We start from the raw sequence: 15113 nt of genomic DNA, 5'->3' as shown, positions 1-15113 counted from the left end.
CACGCCCCTCGCCCGACTCCCGCTCGTATCCTCGCTGTCAGAGGACGGTCTGGCCGCCGTCCAGGATAAGGTCCTGGCCCACCGCGAAGGCGGAGACATCCGAGGCCAGATACACGACCGCTTCCGCGACCTCCTCGGGCAGACCCATCCGACCCAGCGGGATGCCGGCGCTGATCCCCTCCAGAACCGCCGCCTGCACCGCGGGGTCCTCGATCCCCAGCTTGGCGTACAGCGGGGTGTCCACCGGGCCGGGGCTGACCGCGTTGAACCGGATGCCGTGCGACTTGAGCAGGTCCGCGTTCCACGACCGCATCAGGGAGCCGACGGCCGCCTTCGTCGCGGCGTAGGCGTTCGAATTCCCGTAGCCGCCGTGCGCGCTGTTGGACGCGTTGAGGATGACCGAGGACGGGTTGGCCAGCACGGGCACCAGCGCCTGGGTGAGGAAGAAGACGCTCTTGACGTTGATGTCGAAGAGCCGGTCGTAGCTGTCCTCGGTGTGGTCCTCGAACGGCCGCCAGTCCGAGACGCCGGCGTTCAGGAACGCCACGTCCAGCTTTCCGAAGTGCTCTTCCACCTGCTTGGCCAGGGCGCGCTGCGCGTCGAGATCGCGTGCGTCGGCCTGTACGACGGGCACCTTGTCCCCGAGGATCTGCCGGGCCTTGTCGATGCTGGCCGGGGTGACGCCCGTGACCAGCACGTCGGCCCCCTCCGCGACAAAACGCTGCGCGGTCTCCAGGCCGATCCCGCTCGTGCCGCCGGTGATGAGGGCGCGCTTGCCCGCAAGACGAGTCATGTTCATTGTTCCTTGCCGAGTCCTAAGGTGAGTCGATGGACTCACCATGCGAAGGTAACCCCCGCGCCACCCGCGAGGCAAGTCGATCCACTTACCAATTCGCCCGAGCGGTTCGGCGCGCGCCGGAGACGGGCACGGCGCTGCAGCTCTCCGAAGTGCAGCCGGCCTTCGTGCGGCACCACGAGCTCGCCGTCCAACACGAGCGACTCGCTCGGTTCGGCTGCCGCGGCGGCGATGTCGGGAAAGGCGCCGGTGAGGTTCCAGCCCTGTCGGGACTGGACCATGACCAGTCCCGGACGCGCGAAAAGGATGGCCCTGACGCCGTCCGGTTTGGCCTCCATGATCAGTTGTCCTGGCAGTGCCCTGTCCGGGGGCAGCTCGCGTCGGGCCTCGGCGAGCATCGGCTGGATCGGAGGTGTCAGGGCCACACCGTCACATCTACGCCGTAAGGCCTCGCGCGCACGCTGAGCCCTGCCCTCGCACGGGCCCCAGTTCAGGAGGATGGCGGCGAGGTGCGCCGGGGCCGGGCTTGAAGGGGGATGGCGGTGGCGCCAGTGCGCAGGGCCTCGTTTTCGATGGCGAGTTGACGGACGGCTTCCTCGTAGAGGGTGAGGGTGCGTCGCAGCTCGGTGTTCTCCTTCCGCAGCCGGGCCAGATTCGCCTCCCGCCGCTCGTCGGGCTCGGAGGATTGCGACTGGGCCGTGGTGGGGGTGGTCGTAGGGATGTAGGGCCGGAAGTCGGGTCGGCGTAGTGGCGGTGGAAGGTGGCATGGGGGATGCCGAGGCGCCGCTCGATGGCGGTGACGGTCGGGCGGCGTCCTCTGGTGGCTGCCTCTTCGAGCACCATGTCCATGGCGGCCTTGACGGTGTCGGCGTCGGGCAGGGCACGCTTCACTCGGCAGTCTCCGGGGCGTGGCGAGCGAGGAACGCGGCCGTTTCACGGTGCTGTTCCTCAAGGCGATGCACGTCCCGCAGCGCGGACACCGGCCAGTACACCGCCCGCCCCGACTGCCCCTTGGAGATCGCGTGCGGCAGCGTCGCCCGCGCGTCGACAATCCCGGACCCAGGCGGCGGGGACTCCGGCAACTCGAACACCGTCAGCGCTGAGTGCTCGCACAGCCGCAAACCTGTGCGGATCATCGAGTCGGCGTACGCTGCGTTCCGCGCCGCCCACCTGCCCCGGATCGGCATCTCGTTCGCGTCGCAGCCGCTCAGGCCCACATTGCGCCACAGCCGGTACGACCTCGGCGGCAACCACTTCACCTCGCGCCGCGGCCCCGTATGTGACGCCTCGGCTGGCACCTGCCGCACCGGGCTCCCGTCAGCCGCGGCGCCAAGGCGACCACGCCGCAGCAGCGCGCTGACGAACGCAATTCAGGGCATCCGCAACGCCCTCGCTCTGATAGATGCCGAGCAGCACAACTGAGACGCCATCCGCGTACCGATGGGCGGTGGCTACGGCTGTGTCTGCCGGATGGCGACAGGACGGTCTGCGCCACGTGGTTCTCCGTGAGACTGTGCCCGCTCTCTCGCCTCTGGGCCGGGCCTGGCGATGGTGTCATGCGGGACGCGGGCATGCGGGACCGCACCCTAGGCGCTGTCTTGCGGCCGGCTTCGTCGTGGGCGTGGAAGGCTGGCTGGACGTGGCGCGCCTGTGCGCACGCGCCGGCGTGTGGCGCCTGAGGTACCGCAGGCGGTGAAGGCGGGCCGACGCGGCGGCGAATGTCTCCTTGTCGTGTTGTCAGCCGCCCAGCGGAACCCCCGTCGCCAGCGTGGCCGTCACCGGATGTGTCGGGGAGCTGAACAGCTGTGCGGTGGGGCCCGACTCGACCACGTGCCCCTCGGACATCACGATCAGCGAGTCCGTCCGGTCCGCGACGAGGCGCAGGTCGTGGCTGACGAGGACCAGGGACAGGCCCCGCCGGTCGCGGAGCTCCGTCAGCAGGTCCATGACGGCTGCGGCGGTGTCCCCGTCGAGCGCGGAGGTGACCTCGTCGCAGAACAGCACGTCGGGGTCGGCCGCCAACGCGCGGGCGATGGACACGCGTTGGCGCTGTCCGCCGGACAGCTCGTGGGGGTAGCGGTCGGCTGTCGCGGCAGGCAGGCCGACCTGCTCCAGAAGTTCCAGGAGGCGGGCGGGGGCCTCGGCGCGGACGGTGCGGCGGTGCAGTAGGAGGGGGCGGCGCAGGGCCGCTCCGACCGTGCGGCTGGGGTTGAGGGCGCCGAGCGGGTCCTGCGGCACGAGTTGGAGGCGGCGGCGCTGCTCGCGCGAGCGACGATGCGCGGCGGGGGCGAGAGGCGCGCCGTCCAGTGCTGTCGCACCGGCCGTGGGGCGGTGCAGGCCGACCAAGGTGCGCAGCAGGGTCGTCTTGCCGGAGCCCGAGGCGCCGACGATGCCCAGGCTGCTTCCGGCGGGGAGCGCGAGGTCGATGTCGTGGAGGACGGGGACGCGACGGCCCCGGTGGAGGTGGGCGGCGTGCAGGGCGGATGCCGTGACGACAGGCGGGGCGTCGGCTGGAGTGCGGTCCCTCGCGGCTCGCCGGGCGGGCAGGCTCGCCTTGGGACGCGGGCCGCTCAGGTCCACGACCTCGTCGGCGAGGCGGGCGACCAGGTCGGTGTCGTGGCAGGACAGGGCGATGGCGATCCGGTGGTTCTCCGCGAGGTGCCGCAGGAGGTCGGCTATCTCGTCGCGCAGGGCCGGGTCGAGTCCGGCGGTGGGCTCGTCGAGGAGCAGGACGGCCGGGCGGCGGGCCAGGGCCCGGGCGAGTGCGACCCGGCGCTGCTGGCCGCCGGAGAGTCCGCCGATACGGCGGTCCGGCAGGCCGCCGTCGACGGGCAGCCGTACCTCGGTCAGCTGGGTCCGGATCGCCTCGCGGCTCGGGTCCACCGCGACTTCGGTGAGCAGTCGGCGCACGCTCATGCGTGGGTTGAGGCCGGAGCCGGGGTCCTGGCCGACGTAGGCGAGGCGGTGCCGGCGCAGGGTGCGCAGGGCGGGGGCGGGCAGGGTGAGGGGGTCCTGGCCGAGGACGGTGACGGTGCCGGCGGTGCGTTCGGTGTCCGGGGGCAGGGTGCCCGTCACGGCGCGCAGCAGGGTCGTCTTGCCCCAGCCGGAGGGGCCGACGACGGCGGTGACGCGGCCGGGGGCCAGTTCCAGGTCGGCCCGGTCCAGCAGGAGGCGGCCGCTGGAGGCCGCGACGGTCAGGCCGGAGACCTGGACCGCGTTCTCCCCTTCCGCTGCCTGGTTGTCGGGGTACCAGTCGGGCATGTGGTTCACAGTGCGGATACCGCCTTCCGGCCGGTTGCGGGGACCAGGGCGGCGGCTGCCAGGTTGACGCTCATGGCGAGCAGGCCGATGGCGATGCTGGGGGCGAGGACGGCCCAGGGGTTGAGGAGGATGCCGGCGGAGTTCTCGCGGATCATCAACGCCCAGTCGGCCGCCGGAGGTTGGGGGCCGACCTGGAGGAAGCCTGCGGTGGCCACCAGGTAGACGGCGGCGACGAAGCGCAGGCCGAAGAGGGCGAGCAGGGTGGCTCGCAGGTTGGGCAGGACCTCCCGTACGACGAGGTGCCACAGCCGTTCGCCGCCGACGGCCGCCGCCTCCACGTAGCCGGAGGCCGCCACGGGCGCGGCTGCGCCGGCGACCAGGCGCACCGCGTACGGCACGCCGAGGACGACGGCCGCGGTGACGACGGCGAGCCGTCCGCCGTCCGGCCAGGACAGGGTGACGAGGAGGATGCCGAGGACGGCGGGCAGCAGCATCAGCACATCCGCGGTGCGTTCGACGATCCGTCCGAGGGGCGGGCGCAGGGCGCTGACCGCGCCGAGCACGGCGGCCACGGCCGTGACGAGGACGGCGACGAGCAGGGAGGTGACGACGAGTTCGCGTCCGCCGGCCAGCACCCGGCTGAGCACGTCCCGGCCCAGTTGGTCACCGCCGAGGGGGGCGTCGCCGCCGGGTTCGGCGTAGGGGGCGGTGACGGGGGCGTCGATGACGTGCGGGACAAGCCAGGGTCCGGCCAGGGCGAGGGCGGTGAGCAGCAGGGCCGGGAGCACACGGAGTGCGACCCGGAGGCGGGATCGGCGCACGGCCGGAAGCGGTTTCACGGCAGTGGTGGGTACGGTCATGTCCGGCCTCCGGAGGCCCAGGCGCGTACGAGGTCGGCGAGCAGCAGGACGCCGGTGATGACGGCTCCGGTCACGGCGACGACACCGGCGATCACGGGGCTGTCCCGGTCGGTGACGGCTCCGGCGAGGACGGAGCCGATGCCGGGGTAGTTGAAGATGGTCTCCACCACGACCGCGCCGCCCAGCAGCATGCCCGTGGAGGTGGCGAGTCCGGCCGCGATGGTCGGCAGGGCGCCGGGCAGCAGATGGTGGGTGAAGATCCGGTGCCTGGGCAGCCCGTCGAGCACGGCGGTCTCGATGTGCGGGGCCTTGGCCTCGTCGGCGAGCGCGGCCCGTACGATCCGGACGTTCCAGCCGATCTGCGGGATCGCCAGCGCGAGCACCGGCAGTACGAGCATCTCCCAGGACGCGGGCGAGCCGTCGGCGTCGGTGAGCGTGACGGCGGGCAGCCAGTCGGTCCACAGGGCGAAGACCAGCACCAGGGCCACCGCGACGACGAACTCGGGCAGCGCGAGCACCCCGGTGGCACTCGCCGACACGGCCCGGTCGGTCCTCCCGCCGGGCCGGGCCGCCGCCCAGCAGCCGAGCGCGACCGAGGCGACCAGCGTCACCAGCAGCGCGAGTCCGCCGAGCAGCAGAGTGTTGGGGAAGGGACGGGCGAGCAGATCGGCCACGGGTTCGCCGCGCGCCGAGGTACCGAGGTCGCCGGTGGGCAGACCGGTCATCCACTCCCAGAAGCGCTCCAGGACCGGCCGGTCCAGGCCCAGCAGATGACGCCGCTCGGCGAGGTCGGCCGCGCTCTCCCCGCGCTCCGAGGTGGCGTTGGCCGCATCGCCAGGCAGCAGCTCCACGGAAGCGAAGACGAACGCGAGCAGCGCCGCGAGCAGCAGAGCCCGGCGCGCGAGCACCCCGGCCACGCGCAGCAGGAGACGTACGACGGCCGGGGCCGGCCGGGGGTCGTCGCCCCCGGCCGGCCCGCGTCGCACGGCCTCGGTCAGCGAGCCAGCCATGCCGTCTCTAGCTGGACGCGCCCGTAACCGGGCAGAGTGGGCAGGTCGCGCACGGCCGCGCCGGCGAGGTCGATGCCGTCGGCCATGCCCCACAGCAGGTAGCCGGACTGGTCGTACTCGATCTGCTGGAGTTCGTGCAGCGACGTCGTACGGGCCGCCGCGTCCTTCGTCGCCATGGCCTTCTTGTACGCGGCGTCGAACTCGGCGTTCTTCCAACCGGCCTCGTTCTGGCCGGAGTCGGAGACCATGGTCTTGCTGGCGAAGAACACCACGGAGTCGTTGGTGCCCCAGTAGGTGGTGTAGAGGTCGCCCTTGAGCCAGGTCTTGTCCCAGAAGACAGCCGACTCCTGCTTGACGACCTTCACCTTGACCCCGGCCTCGCGGACCTGGGAGGCGAACAGGGTGGCCGACTCGGCGAGACCCGGGATGTCCTCGGTGGTCAGCAGCTCGTACGTCTTCGACAGGTCGAACTTGGCTTCCGCCAGCAGCGACTTGGCCTTGGCGAGGTCGCGGGTGCGCTGCGGGATGTCCTTGGCGAAGGCGGGGTCGCCGGTGCCGAGGATGTCGTTCGCGACCGTGCCGTAGCCGGACAGCACCTGCTTCACCATGGCCTCGCGGTCCACGGCCAGGCGCAGCGCCTCGCGCACCTTCGCGTCGGCGAACGGTCCGTCGGTGGTGCGCATGACGATCGGCATCGCCATGTCGTTGGGGCGGCGCACGATCTGGATGTCGCCGCGCTTCTCGGCCGTACGGGCCGCCACGGCGCCGACGTTGGAGGCGACGTCTATCTGCCCGGCGAGGAGCGCGTTGGCCATCGCCTGGGGGCTCTCGAAGATCTTGACCTCGATGGCGTCGAGGAGGACGTCACCGCCGTACCAGTCGTCGTTGCGGACCAGGCGGGCGTTGCCGGAGCGGAACCAGTCCAGCTTGAACGGGCCGGTGCCCGGGGCCTTGCCGAGGTCCTTCTCCGCCGTGTCCTTCTTCAGCACGAACGTCGTCAGGCGGGTCAGCAGGGGCAGTTCGGCGTTGGCGTAGTCGGAGACGAGTACGACGGTGTCAGCACCGCCGGCCTTGATGTTCTCCGGCTTGATGCCCGGCAGCCGGGACGCTCCGGCCGGGGTGAGGCGCAGCCGCTTCAGCGACCAGACGACGTCCTCGGCGGTGACGGGGGTGCCGTCGTGGAACTTCGCACCCTTGGCGATCGTGAAGGTCCAGGTCTTGAGGTCGTCCGACGCCCTCCAGGAGGAGGCGAGGCGGGGGAGCGTGTTGGGCTTGGTGCCGGGGACGGTGAGGGTGTCGTACACCAGCGAGATGATGAGGTAGTCGCTCTCGTTGGCCTGGGAGCCGTGCGGGTCACGGGTGATGGCTGAGGCGCGGCCCAGTGCGCCGACCCGGAGGGTGCCGCCGCGCCGGGGCTTCTCGCTCCCCTTCGCCGGCGACTTGGACGAGGTCTCGTCGCCCCCGCCACAGGCGGCCAGGAGCGCGGCCGCGCCTATGCCGCCGCCGGCCCACAGCACTTGGCGTCTGTTCCAGTTCACGTACGACCTCGTTCCACTCACGCTGGGCTTATTGCTTAGGTGTGCCTACCCTAAGAAGATCCTTTGTGCAACCCATGAGGTGGCTTTTGGGGATTTCTGTCGGGGCGTCAAATCGGCGCACGGAAGCACAAGTCGTCACGGCGGGCGTGACAGTGAACCGATGGGAGCACATGATCTAACTAAGGATTGCCTTACCTAAATCCCACTGATACGTTTCGGCCGCCGAGGCACAGAAGGATCACAGGAACGCGTATCCGTCCCACCCGCACCCGCACCCGAAACGGATGACTCCGCCATGCCCACGGGAGCCGCACCCATACGGCAGCTCGCTCCGGACGCAGTCGACGAGCTGACCTCCACCGCCCAGAAGATCCTTGCCGACTTCGGCAGTTCGGCCGCGCGTCCCGAACTGCTCCGCAAGATCGCAAGCTCCGCCGCCCGCCTTGACGAAACGATTCGCCATCAGTGCCGGCCAGTCGACACCGACGACGGCCTGTACGTCCTGCGGGGCCTGCCCGTCGACGACGGCGGCATCGGCCCCACGCCCGCCAGTTGGTCCACGGCGGGCGACTGCGCGGCCGAGTGGGACCTGATCCTGCTGCTGCTCGCCACCGCCATGGGCCACCCGATCGCCTGGGAGGGCCAGCAGGAGGGCCGGTTCGTGCACAACATCGTGCCCTCTCCCGGCCACGAGGACGAACAGACCGGCGCGAGCAGCACCGTGCTGCTCAGCCCGCACACCGAGGACGCCTTCCACCCCGGCCGCGCCCACCTGCTGCTGCTCGCCTGCATGCGCAACCACAACGCCGTCGCCACCACCGCCGCGAGCATCCGCAAGGTCCGCCTCGACGCGGACGATGCGGCGCTGCTGTCCCGGCCGGTGCTGCCGATTCTCCCGGACGACGCCTACGCCGAGGCACAGGGCTTCGCGGGCGGCGAGCCGCCGAAGGTCCCCGCCCTGTGGCAGACCGAGCACGGCCCGACCCTGCGCTACGACCCCGCCTACACCCCGCTCGACCAGGCGCCCGCCGACTACCGCGCCGCCTACGACCGGCTGACCGCCGAGCTGGAACGCGTGTCGGTCGCCGTCGCCCTGGAGCCCGGTGACGTCCTGGTCGTCGACAACGACCTGGTCGTCCACGGCCGGGTGCCGTTCCGGGCTCGCTACGACGGCACCGACCGCTGGCTCAAGCGCGCGTCGGTACGCGTCCCCGGACGCCGCAGCCGCCCGCTGGCCGAGGCGGACGAACACGGCTACGGCCAGGCCGCGCTCGTGGCCCATCTCTGAGGCCCCGCCTCGACGCCCCGCCCGGAAAGGAAGAGCCATGACCGCGGACGACACATCCTTGCGCCTGCTCAGCACGAGTGACATCGCCGGCATCGAGATATCCCTGGCCGACGTCGTCGACGTCGTCGAGCACGCCTACCGCACCCTCGCCGACGGCAAGTCGGCCAACCCGCGCAAACTCACCGTGAAGCCCGAGGACGGCCACTCCGTCTCGTACGCCATGCTCGGCCGGGACGGCGTCCGCGAGGTCGTCGCGATCAAGACGTCGTACAAGCACGGCCTGGACAAGGGCCGCGACGAGCAGCACTACTACACGACCCTCACGATCTACGACGACGTCACCGGACTGCCGGTCGCGATGATGGACTGCGGTCGGGTGGGGTCCCTGCGCACCCCGGCGGTATCCGCCCTGCTCGCCCGCGAGCTGGTGGCGCCCGGCAGCCGCAGCGCGCTGGTCATCGGCACCGGGACCCAGGGCCGGCTCGCCCTGCCGTTCCTGCTCACCACGATGCCTCAGCTCGACCGGCTCATGGTGTACGGCACCCATCCCGACGGTCTCGCGGCGGTCCGCGAGCAGCTCCACCACTACTTCCCCGACCGCGAGTTGGAGGTCGTGGACGACGTACGCGCCGCCGCGGCCGACGCCGACGTGGTCGTCGCCACAGCCGGCCAGCACACACCCGCCGCGGTCGAGGCGTCCGACCTGAAGCCGGGTGCCCTGTCCGTCCTGGTCGGCCACGGCATCGCGCCCTCCACCCTGCACGATGCGGACCGGGTGATCGCCACCAGCGAGGCACAGATGAAGGTCACCGGCACCGACATGGCCGACGCCGACGGCAACTTCCCGCCCGTGGACGCGGAGTTCCCCGAGGTCGTGGCGGGACGGGCAGAGGGCCGGCGCTCGGCCGACGAGCGGATCTTCGCCTACAACAGTGGCCTGGTGGTGACCGACATCGCGCTCGGGCACCGGTTCGCGCAGCTCGCTGTCGAACAGGGCCTGGGAACGCGGGTGTCGCTGTGGCAGTGACCCACTTGGGCGTGGCGGCGCCTCGGCTGCCCGCCCACCCGGATCCCGAGCTCGACGCGATCCTGGGCAGCGCGCTGCCGCACGAGCTGTCGTATGCGCTCGGCGGCCCGTTCCACCTGCTGCTGCCCGGGCGCTTCGACGCCAACGCAGCGGCATTCGAAGGTGTGTTGAGCGATGCCGGTGTCGAGGGGCGGGTGTACTACGCGAAGAAGGCCAACAAGGCCGCCGTGTGGATGGACCGCTGTGCGGTGGCCGGCAGGGGCGTGGACGTGGCCAGCGCCGGAGAGCTGCGGGACGCGCTCGGACACGGGGTACGTGGCGAGGATGTGGTGGTCACCGGGCCTGCCAAGGCCGACGGACTGCTGCGGGTCGCCGTGCTGCAAGGGTGCCTGATCGCCGTGGACGCGCTCGATGAGTTGGAGCGTGTCCTCGCGCAGGCGCGCGCCCTGGCCCGTCCGGCGCGGGTGATGCTGCGGCGGCTGCCCCCGGTCCAGCCGCACAGCCGCTTCGGGTTCGACGACACGGAGTTGGAGACCGCCCTCGCCCGGTGCGCGCCCGCCCGGGACGCCGTCGCCATGGAGGGTTTCTCCTTCCATCTGTCCGGCTACGACCCGTTGCTGCGCGCCGAGTTGGCGGACGAACTCGTCGAACTGTGCCTCAAGGCCCGGGTCATGGGGCTGCGGGCGGACCGGATCAGCATCGGCGGTGGCTTCGCCGTCGACTACACCGACGCCGGGCACTGGGAGGGTTTCCTGCGCGAGCAGCGGCCCGAGCACTACCACGCGGGGAAGTCCTTCGACCGGGGCGACTTCTACCCGTACCACTCCCCGGTGGCGGGCGCCGACGCACTGCGTGCCGTCCTCACCGCGGACGGTCTCGCCGGGCGACTGCGTGCGGCGGGCGTGCGGCTCATGCTGGAGCCGGGCCGGGCACTGCTGGACCGGGCCGGATGCACGGTGTTCCGTGTGCAGGGCGTGAAGGACCGCGACGGCTACGGCATCGTCACCGTGGACGGGAGCAGCCTGAGCCTGTCCGAGCAGTGGTTCAACAGCGAGTACCTGCCGGATCCGGTACTGCTGCCCGCCCACGAGCCGCAGGGTGAGCCGTACGCCGCCTGCGTGGGCGGCGCCACCTGCCTGGAGTCCGACATGGTCACCTGGCGCAAGGTGCGGTTCCCCGCCCGCCCGGCCGTCGGCGACCTGCTGGTCTACCCCAACACCGCCGGATACCAGATGGACTCCAACGAATCCCCGTTCCACGAGCTTCCGCTCCCCCCGAAGGTCGTCCTCGACACCGCCGGCGGCGCGGTCCGCTGGCGGCTCGACCGCCATCCACTCGACTGACTCTCCCCTCACCTCTTTGGAGCCATCCGATGGACAAGGCGCTCTCGCGTCCCGCCGTGGTCAGCCGTGTCTCCGACCTCATCGGCCACACCCCGCTCTTCGAACTGTGCCGAACCGACACCGGCAGCCGACTGCTGCTCAAGCTGGAGCAGTTCAACCCGACCGGCACAGCGAAGATCCGCATGGCCCGGCAGATGGTCCTCGACGCCGAGGATCGCGGGCTGCTGCGCCCCGGCGGGCGGATCGTCGAGTCGACCTCCGGCAACACCGGCCTCGGCCTGGCCGTGATCGCGGCCGAGCGGGGCTACACCTTCACCGCCGTCGTCGACCATCACGCCGCCGCCGACAAGCTCCGCGGCATGAAAGCGCTCGGCGCCGAACTCGTCTACGTCGCCGATGAGGGCGACGAGGAACTGGCCACCGCCGCCCGCGAGGAGTTCGCCGAGAAACTGGCCGCCGAGAGCGACAACGCCTACTTCACCGAGCAGCACAACAACCTGGCCAACGGGGACGGTTACCGCCCGGTGGCGCATGAACTCCACGCCGCGTTGGACGGCCGTATCGACGTACTCATAGGTGCCGTCGGGACGGGTGGCGGGCTCTTCGGGACCGGCGGGGAACTGCGTCGGACCGTGCCCGGGGTGCGGATCGTCGGGGTCGAGCCGAAGGGGTCGATCGCCTTCGGGCCGCCCGCCCACGACTACTACCAGTCCGGCACCGGCACGCCCGAGGGCGCCACCATCGGAGCCATGGTCGACTACGACCTGCTGGACGAGGGCGCCAAGGTCGGCGACGTCGAGGCGTTCGCCACCGCGCGGGTGCTGGCCCGCCGGCTCGGCCTCCTGATCGGCGGCTCCGCGGGTGGGGTCGTGTACGAGGCCCTGACCCGCATGTCCTCCCTCGCGCCGGGCACGACTATGGTCGCGCTGGTCAACGACGGAGGCGAGAAGTACATGGACACCGTCTTCGACGACGACTGGATGCACGCCCGCGACCTGACCGACCCGGCCGTCGAGCGTGAGATCGACGAGCTCCTGACCAAACTCCGCGAGAACTGAACCCCGATGCCGACACCGCTCACCACACTGCTCCGCGACAGCCGCGCCCTGGCGACCCTGGCCGTCCCGCTCGTCCTGACCCAGCTCGCCCAGGTCGCCCTGACCACCACCGACACGGTGATGATGGGTCTGATGGGCGCCGAGGCGCTGGCCGGCGGCGGCCTGGCGCTGGTCATCTTCAACCAGCTGCGGACCATGGGCGTCGGCATGGTCACCGCCGTCGGAAACCAGGTCTCCGCCGCCTCCGCCCGTCCCGAGGAGGGCGAGGAACTCACCGACGCGGCCAGGGAAGAGGTGCGGGACATCGTCCGCGCCGCCCTCGCCCTCGCCACCCTGTCCGGCGTGGTCGGCGCGCTCGTCATCCTGCTGATCGGGCGGGCGGTCACCTTCCTCGGCCAGGACCCGGACGTCGTCGACACGGCCTGGCCGGTGCTGCTCGCGCTCGCGCCCGGCCTGATCCCCTGCCTGTGGTTCCAGGCGATACGGCAGTTCACGGTCGGCATGCGCCGGCCGCAGGCCCTGCTCCAGATCACCATCGCGTCCGTGGCTGTCAACGCGGGCCTCAACTGGGCTCTGGTCCACGGTACTTGGATATTTCCGGAACTGGGGCTGCCCGGCATCGGTGTCGCCACGTCACTCGTGTACGCGCTCACGTGTGTGGCCCTGTACCTGTCCGCACGCCGTGACCCGAAGCTCGCCCCGCTGCTGGACGTCCGGATCTGGAAGGCCCGCCCGGCCACCCTGCGCCGCCTGACCGGCTTGGGCATGCCCATTGCCGCCACCTACGGCTCCGAGGCAGGCTTCTTCTCCGTCGTCGCCCTGATCATCGGCACCTTCGGCAGCGCCGCCCTGGCCGCGCACACCGCCGTCAACCAGCTCATCTACATCGTCTTCCAGATAGCGGTCGGGCTCTCCCACGCGGCGTCCCTCAACGTCAGCCGGGAACTCGCCCTGGACCGGATCGCGGCGGCCCGACGCATCAAGAACACGGCACTGGCCTGCGCGGCGGCAGTGATGGCGGTGGTCGGCGTGGTCTATCTGACCGTCCCCGGCCTGGTGCTGCGCCCCTTCCTGGACCCGTCGGCGGCCGAAGGGAACAGTGCGACGGACATCGCCACCAACCTCCTCCTGCTCGCAGCGGTGCTGCAGTTCTTCGACTGCGCCCAGAACATCGGCGTCGGCCTGCTGCGCGGTCTCGACGACACCAAGAGCGGCTTCCGCATCACCCTGGTCGGCTACTGGCTGATCGGCCTGCCCGCCGCCTGGCTGCTGGGCAACCTCGCCGACCTGGAGACCGTCGGTGTGTGGCTCGGCCTCCTCACCGGCCTCGCCGCCACCGCGCTGCTCCTGCTGCGCCGCTACAACCAGGCGCTGGCCCGTCGTGCCGCAGTGGAGCCGGCCGTCGCTTGAGTCCCTCCTGCGACTTCATCGGCGCGGAGCGGGGCGCCCGACCGGGCCCGAGCCGTGGGTGACGCAGCCAGTCGGGTGCGGTTCATCGCTGTCGGGGGCCGATCGATGCTGCGCTGGATCGATCGGCCCCGTTCCACGTGGCGGCGGCCTCGGCCGGACGGGACGAAGCGCAGCCGGTGCTGGGGCCTGTCCGGCGGATCATGCCGGCGTCGCGGGGCTTGGCACGCCTGTCTGCGGCGTTGGCGTCGGTTGCCGACGCTCCGCGTCGACGCCCTCCTCCGCCTTGCAGCCAGACGCTCCCCCACGCTCGGCTTCGCTCGCGCGGGAGGGGCCCCACCGCCCCCTCACCTGCACTGATCAGCACCGTCCCTTGCAGCCGGCCTGATCCGCCGGACAGGCCCTAGTGCTCGATGGCCCTGGCGGCGAGGTCGGTGAGCATGGCGGTGTCGGCGTAGGCGCCGTTCCAGACGGCGGTGAGGCGCTCGATCCTGCCCCAGGGGTCGAGTTCGAGGGCAGTGATGCCGCGGGGGACCGGGCTGTCGCCGGCGGTCCACTCGTACCCTCCGCCGGTGTCGTTGCCCAGGACGTGGCGCAGGCCGGTGTCGGCGCCGATGTACGGCAGTGCCGAGGCGGCCTTCGTCAGGAAGGTCTGGATGCTGGCGCGGCTGGTGATCTGGAGGTGCGCCGGTACGTCCTCGTAGACGGCGTCGGTGGAGAACAGGCGCATGGCGGCGGGTATGTCGCCGGCCCGCAGGGCGTTCGCGAGGCTGGTGGCGACGTGCCGCATCAGGGGCGAGGCGGTCTCGCCGACGGTGGACTGGCGGAAGTCCGTGGGCCACTGGGCCGGGGGTTCCTGCTCCTTCCGCCAGCCGGCCACGCCGAACTGACGGGCGTCCCAGTAGTCGACCCAGCGTTCGATCTTTCCGTCGCGGCCGAAGTTGACCGCGCCGAAGTTGCGGACCTGGCCGGGGCCGAACATGCCGGGCGTGTCGGTGAAGACGAGGATGGCGCTGGTGGTGTCGCCGAGGAGCCGGGTGGGGTAGGACCTGCTGTTCGTCGGCCAGGTGGGGTACCACCCGGCCAGCGCGGTGCGCATGTCCTGCCACGCGTACCAGTGCCAGCCGAGGATCGCGTCGATGTAGGTGAACCGGGTGCGGGAGAAGTACGACATCTGCCAGTCGAGGTTCTTGTCGCTCTTGGCCTGGTAGTAACCGCGGATGTGGGCGGCGAGGGCCGGTGTGGCGTGGGAGGTGTCAGGGAGTACGTCGACTCCGTTCACGTACTGGAGGCCGCCGTGTTCGTCGTACGCGGAGCCGCCGTGTTCGCGCGGGGCCGCCCACGCGTCGACGGCCGGCAGCAGGGAGGTCGCGGCGAGCGCGGTGGTGCCGACGGCGGCGCCGCGCAGGAGCCCGCGCCGCGTGGTGCCGCGGGTGGCCCCGGAGTTGTCCTTCATCGGGATCTCGATTCTTTTCGTGTGTGCCTGTGGGGGAAAGCCGGCGCGGGGCGGATCGTGAGGTGCGCC

The 15113-nt window shown here is 71.4% G+C and carries 13 protein-coding genes; 5 read left to right on the top strand and 8 right to left on the bottom strand.

Translation table 11 applies throughout. The features are described from left to right. Positions 1-37: 37 nt before the first annotated feature. From AB0D34_RS07310 to AB0D34_RS07280, 7 genes are all read right to left on the bottom strand, one after another. The gene (locus tag AB0D34_RS07310) at positions 38-793 is read right to left on the bottom strand and encodes an SDR family oxidoreductase (protein ID WP_362657805.1); all 756 of its coding nucleotides are present in this window, start codon (positions 791-793) and stop codon (positions 38-40) included. A gap of 41 nt (positions 794-834) precedes the next feature. After that, positions 835-1194, bottom strand: a complete 360-nt coding sequence (locus tag AB0D34_RS07305) for a hypothetical protein (protein ID WP_362657802.1) — start codon at positions 1192-1194, stop codon at positions 835-837. Between the two features lie 489 nt (positions 1195-1683). Beyond that, the gene (locus tag AB0D34_RS07300) at positions 1684-1932 is read right to left on the bottom strand and encodes a hypothetical protein (protein ID WP_362657799.1); all 249 of its coding nucleotides are present in this window, start codon (positions 1930-1932) and stop codon (positions 1684-1686) included. Positions 1933-2533: 601 nt separating this feature from the next. After that, a complete protein-coding gene (locus AB0D34_RS07295; RefSeq protein ID WP_362657796.1) occupies positions 2534-4057 on the bottom strand; it encodes an ATP-binding cassette domain-containing protein in 1524 nt (507 codons plus the stop codon). 5 nt (positions 4058-4062) lie between these two features. After that, complete coding sequence (locus AB0D34_RS07290; RefSeq protein WP_362657793.1) at positions 4063-4917, bottom strand: ABC transporter permease subunit; 855 nt, start codon at positions 4915-4917, stop codon at positions 4063-4065. Continuing rightward, positions 4914-5927: an ABC transporter permease gene (locus AB0D34_RS07285; RefSeq protein WP_362657790.1), complete on the bottom strand. Its 1014-nt coding sequence runs from the start codon at positions 5925-5927 to the stop codon at positions 4914-4916. Before AB0D34_RS07285 ends, AB0D34_RS07290 begins: the two co-directional genes overlap by 4 nt. After that, positions 5912-7465 (bottom strand): ABC transporter substrate-binding protein, encoded by a 1554-nt coding sequence (locus AB0D34_RS07280; RefSeq protein WP_362657787.1) that lies wholly within the window; start codon positions 7463-7465, stop codon positions 5912-5914. The genes AB0D34_RS07285 and AB0D34_RS07280 overlap by 16 nt, the downstream gene beginning before the upstream one ends. A 295-nt stretch (positions 7466-7760) precedes the next feature. Between AB0D34_RS07280 and AB0D34_RS07275 the strand changes: the two genes are divergently transcribed. The 5 genes from AB0D34_RS07275 to AB0D34_RS07255 are packed head-to-tail and all read left to right on the top strand — an operon-like array spanning position 7761 to position 13591. Continuing rightward, positions 7761-8753: a TauD/TfdA family dioxygenase gene (locus tag AB0D34_RS07275; protein ID WP_362657784.1), complete on the top strand. Its 993-nt coding sequence runs from the start codon at positions 7761-7763 to the stop codon at positions 8751-8753. Positions 8754-8790: 37 nt separating this feature from the next. Beyond that, positions 8791-9780: an ornithine cyclodeaminase family protein gene (locus AB0D34_RS07270; RefSeq protein WP_362657781.1), complete on the top strand. Its 990-nt coding sequence runs from the start codon at positions 8791-8793 to the stop codon at positions 9778-9780. Next, positions 9771-11123, top strand: coding sequence for a Y4yA family PLP-dependent enzyme (locus AB0D34_RS07265; protein WP_362657778.1), 1353 nt, complete (start codon positions 9771-9773; stop codon positions 11121-11123). Before AB0D34_RS07270 ends, AB0D34_RS07265 begins: the two co-directional genes overlap by 10 nt. A 29-nt stretch (positions 11124-11152) precedes the next feature. Then, complete coding sequence (locus AB0D34_RS07260) at positions 11153-12181, top strand: cysteine synthase family protein (RefSeq protein WP_362657776.1); 1029 nt, start codon at positions 11153-11155, stop codon at positions 12179-12181. A gap of 6 nt (positions 12182-12187) precedes the next feature. After that, entirely contained in the window at positions 12188-13591 is a 1404-nt protein-coding gene (locus AB0D34_RS07255) for an MATE family efflux transporter (RefSeq protein ID WP_362657773.1), read from the top strand. 400 nt (positions 13592-13991) lie between these two features. Here AB0D34_RS07255 and AB0D34_RS07250 read toward each other — a convergent pair whose 3' ends face one another. Next, complete coding sequence (locus AB0D34_RS07250) at positions 13992-15044, bottom strand: nuclear transport factor 2 family protein (protein WP_362657770.1); 1053 nt, start codon at positions 15042-15044, stop codon at positions 13992-13994. Positions 15045-15113: the final 69 nt, after the last annotated feature.

The sequence above is a fragment of the Streptomyces sp. NPDC048420 genome, assembly GCF_040651535.1.
Lineage (GTDB): Bacteria > Actinomycetota > Actinomycetes > Streptomycetales > Streptomycetaceae > Streptomyces.
This window is presented reverse-complemented; position numbering and strand designations above follow the sequence as displayed.

Excerpts from the sequence above, each read along its gene's own strand:
- AB0D34_RS07260 (WP_362657776.1), top strand. The coding sequence starts at position 11,153 with ATGGACAAGGCGCTCTCGCGTCCCGCCGTGGTCAGCCGTGTCTCCGAC.
- AB0D34_RS07300 (WP_362657799.1), bottom strand. The coding sequence starts at position 1,932 with ATGATCCGCACAGGTTTGCGGCTGTGCGAGCACTCAGCGCTGACGGTG.
- AB0D34_RS07250 (WP_362657770.1), bottom strand. The coding sequence starts at position 15,044 with ATGAAGGACAACTCCGGGGCCACCCGCGGCACCACGCGGCGCGGGCTC.
- AB0D34_RS07295 (WP_362657796.1), bottom strand. The coding sequence starts at position 4,057 with ATGCCCGACTGGTACCCCGACAACCAGGCAGCGGAAGGGGAGAACGCG.
- AB0D34_RS07275 (WP_362657784.1), top strand. The coding sequence starts at position 7,761 with ATGCCCACGGGAGCCGCACCCATACGGCAGCTCGCTCCGGACGCAGTC.
- AB0D34_RS07255 (WP_362657773.1), top strand. The coding sequence starts at position 12,188 with ATGCCGACACCGCTCACCACACTGCTCCGCGACAGCCGCGCCCTGGCG.
- AB0D34_RS07310 (WP_362657805.1), bottom strand. The coding sequence starts at position 793 with ATGACTCGTCTTGCGGGCAAGCGCGCCCTCATCACCGGCGGCACGAGC.
- AB0D34_RS07290 (WP_362657793.1), bottom strand. The coding sequence starts at position 4,917 with ATGACCGTACCCACCACTGCCGTGAAACCGCTTCCGGCCGTGCGCCGA.
- AB0D34_RS07305 (WP_362657802.1), bottom strand. The coding sequence starts at position 1,194 with ATGCTCGCCGAGGCCCGACGCGAGCTGCCCCCGGACAGGGCACTGCCA.
- AB0D34_RS07270 (WP_362657781.1), top strand. The coding sequence starts at position 8,791 with ATGACCGCGGACGACACATCCTTGCGCCTGCTCAGCACGAGTGACATC.
- AB0D34_RS07285 (WP_362657790.1), bottom strand. The coding sequence starts at position 5,927 with ATGGCTGGCTCGCTGACCGAGGCCGTGCGACGCGGGCCGGCCGGGGGC.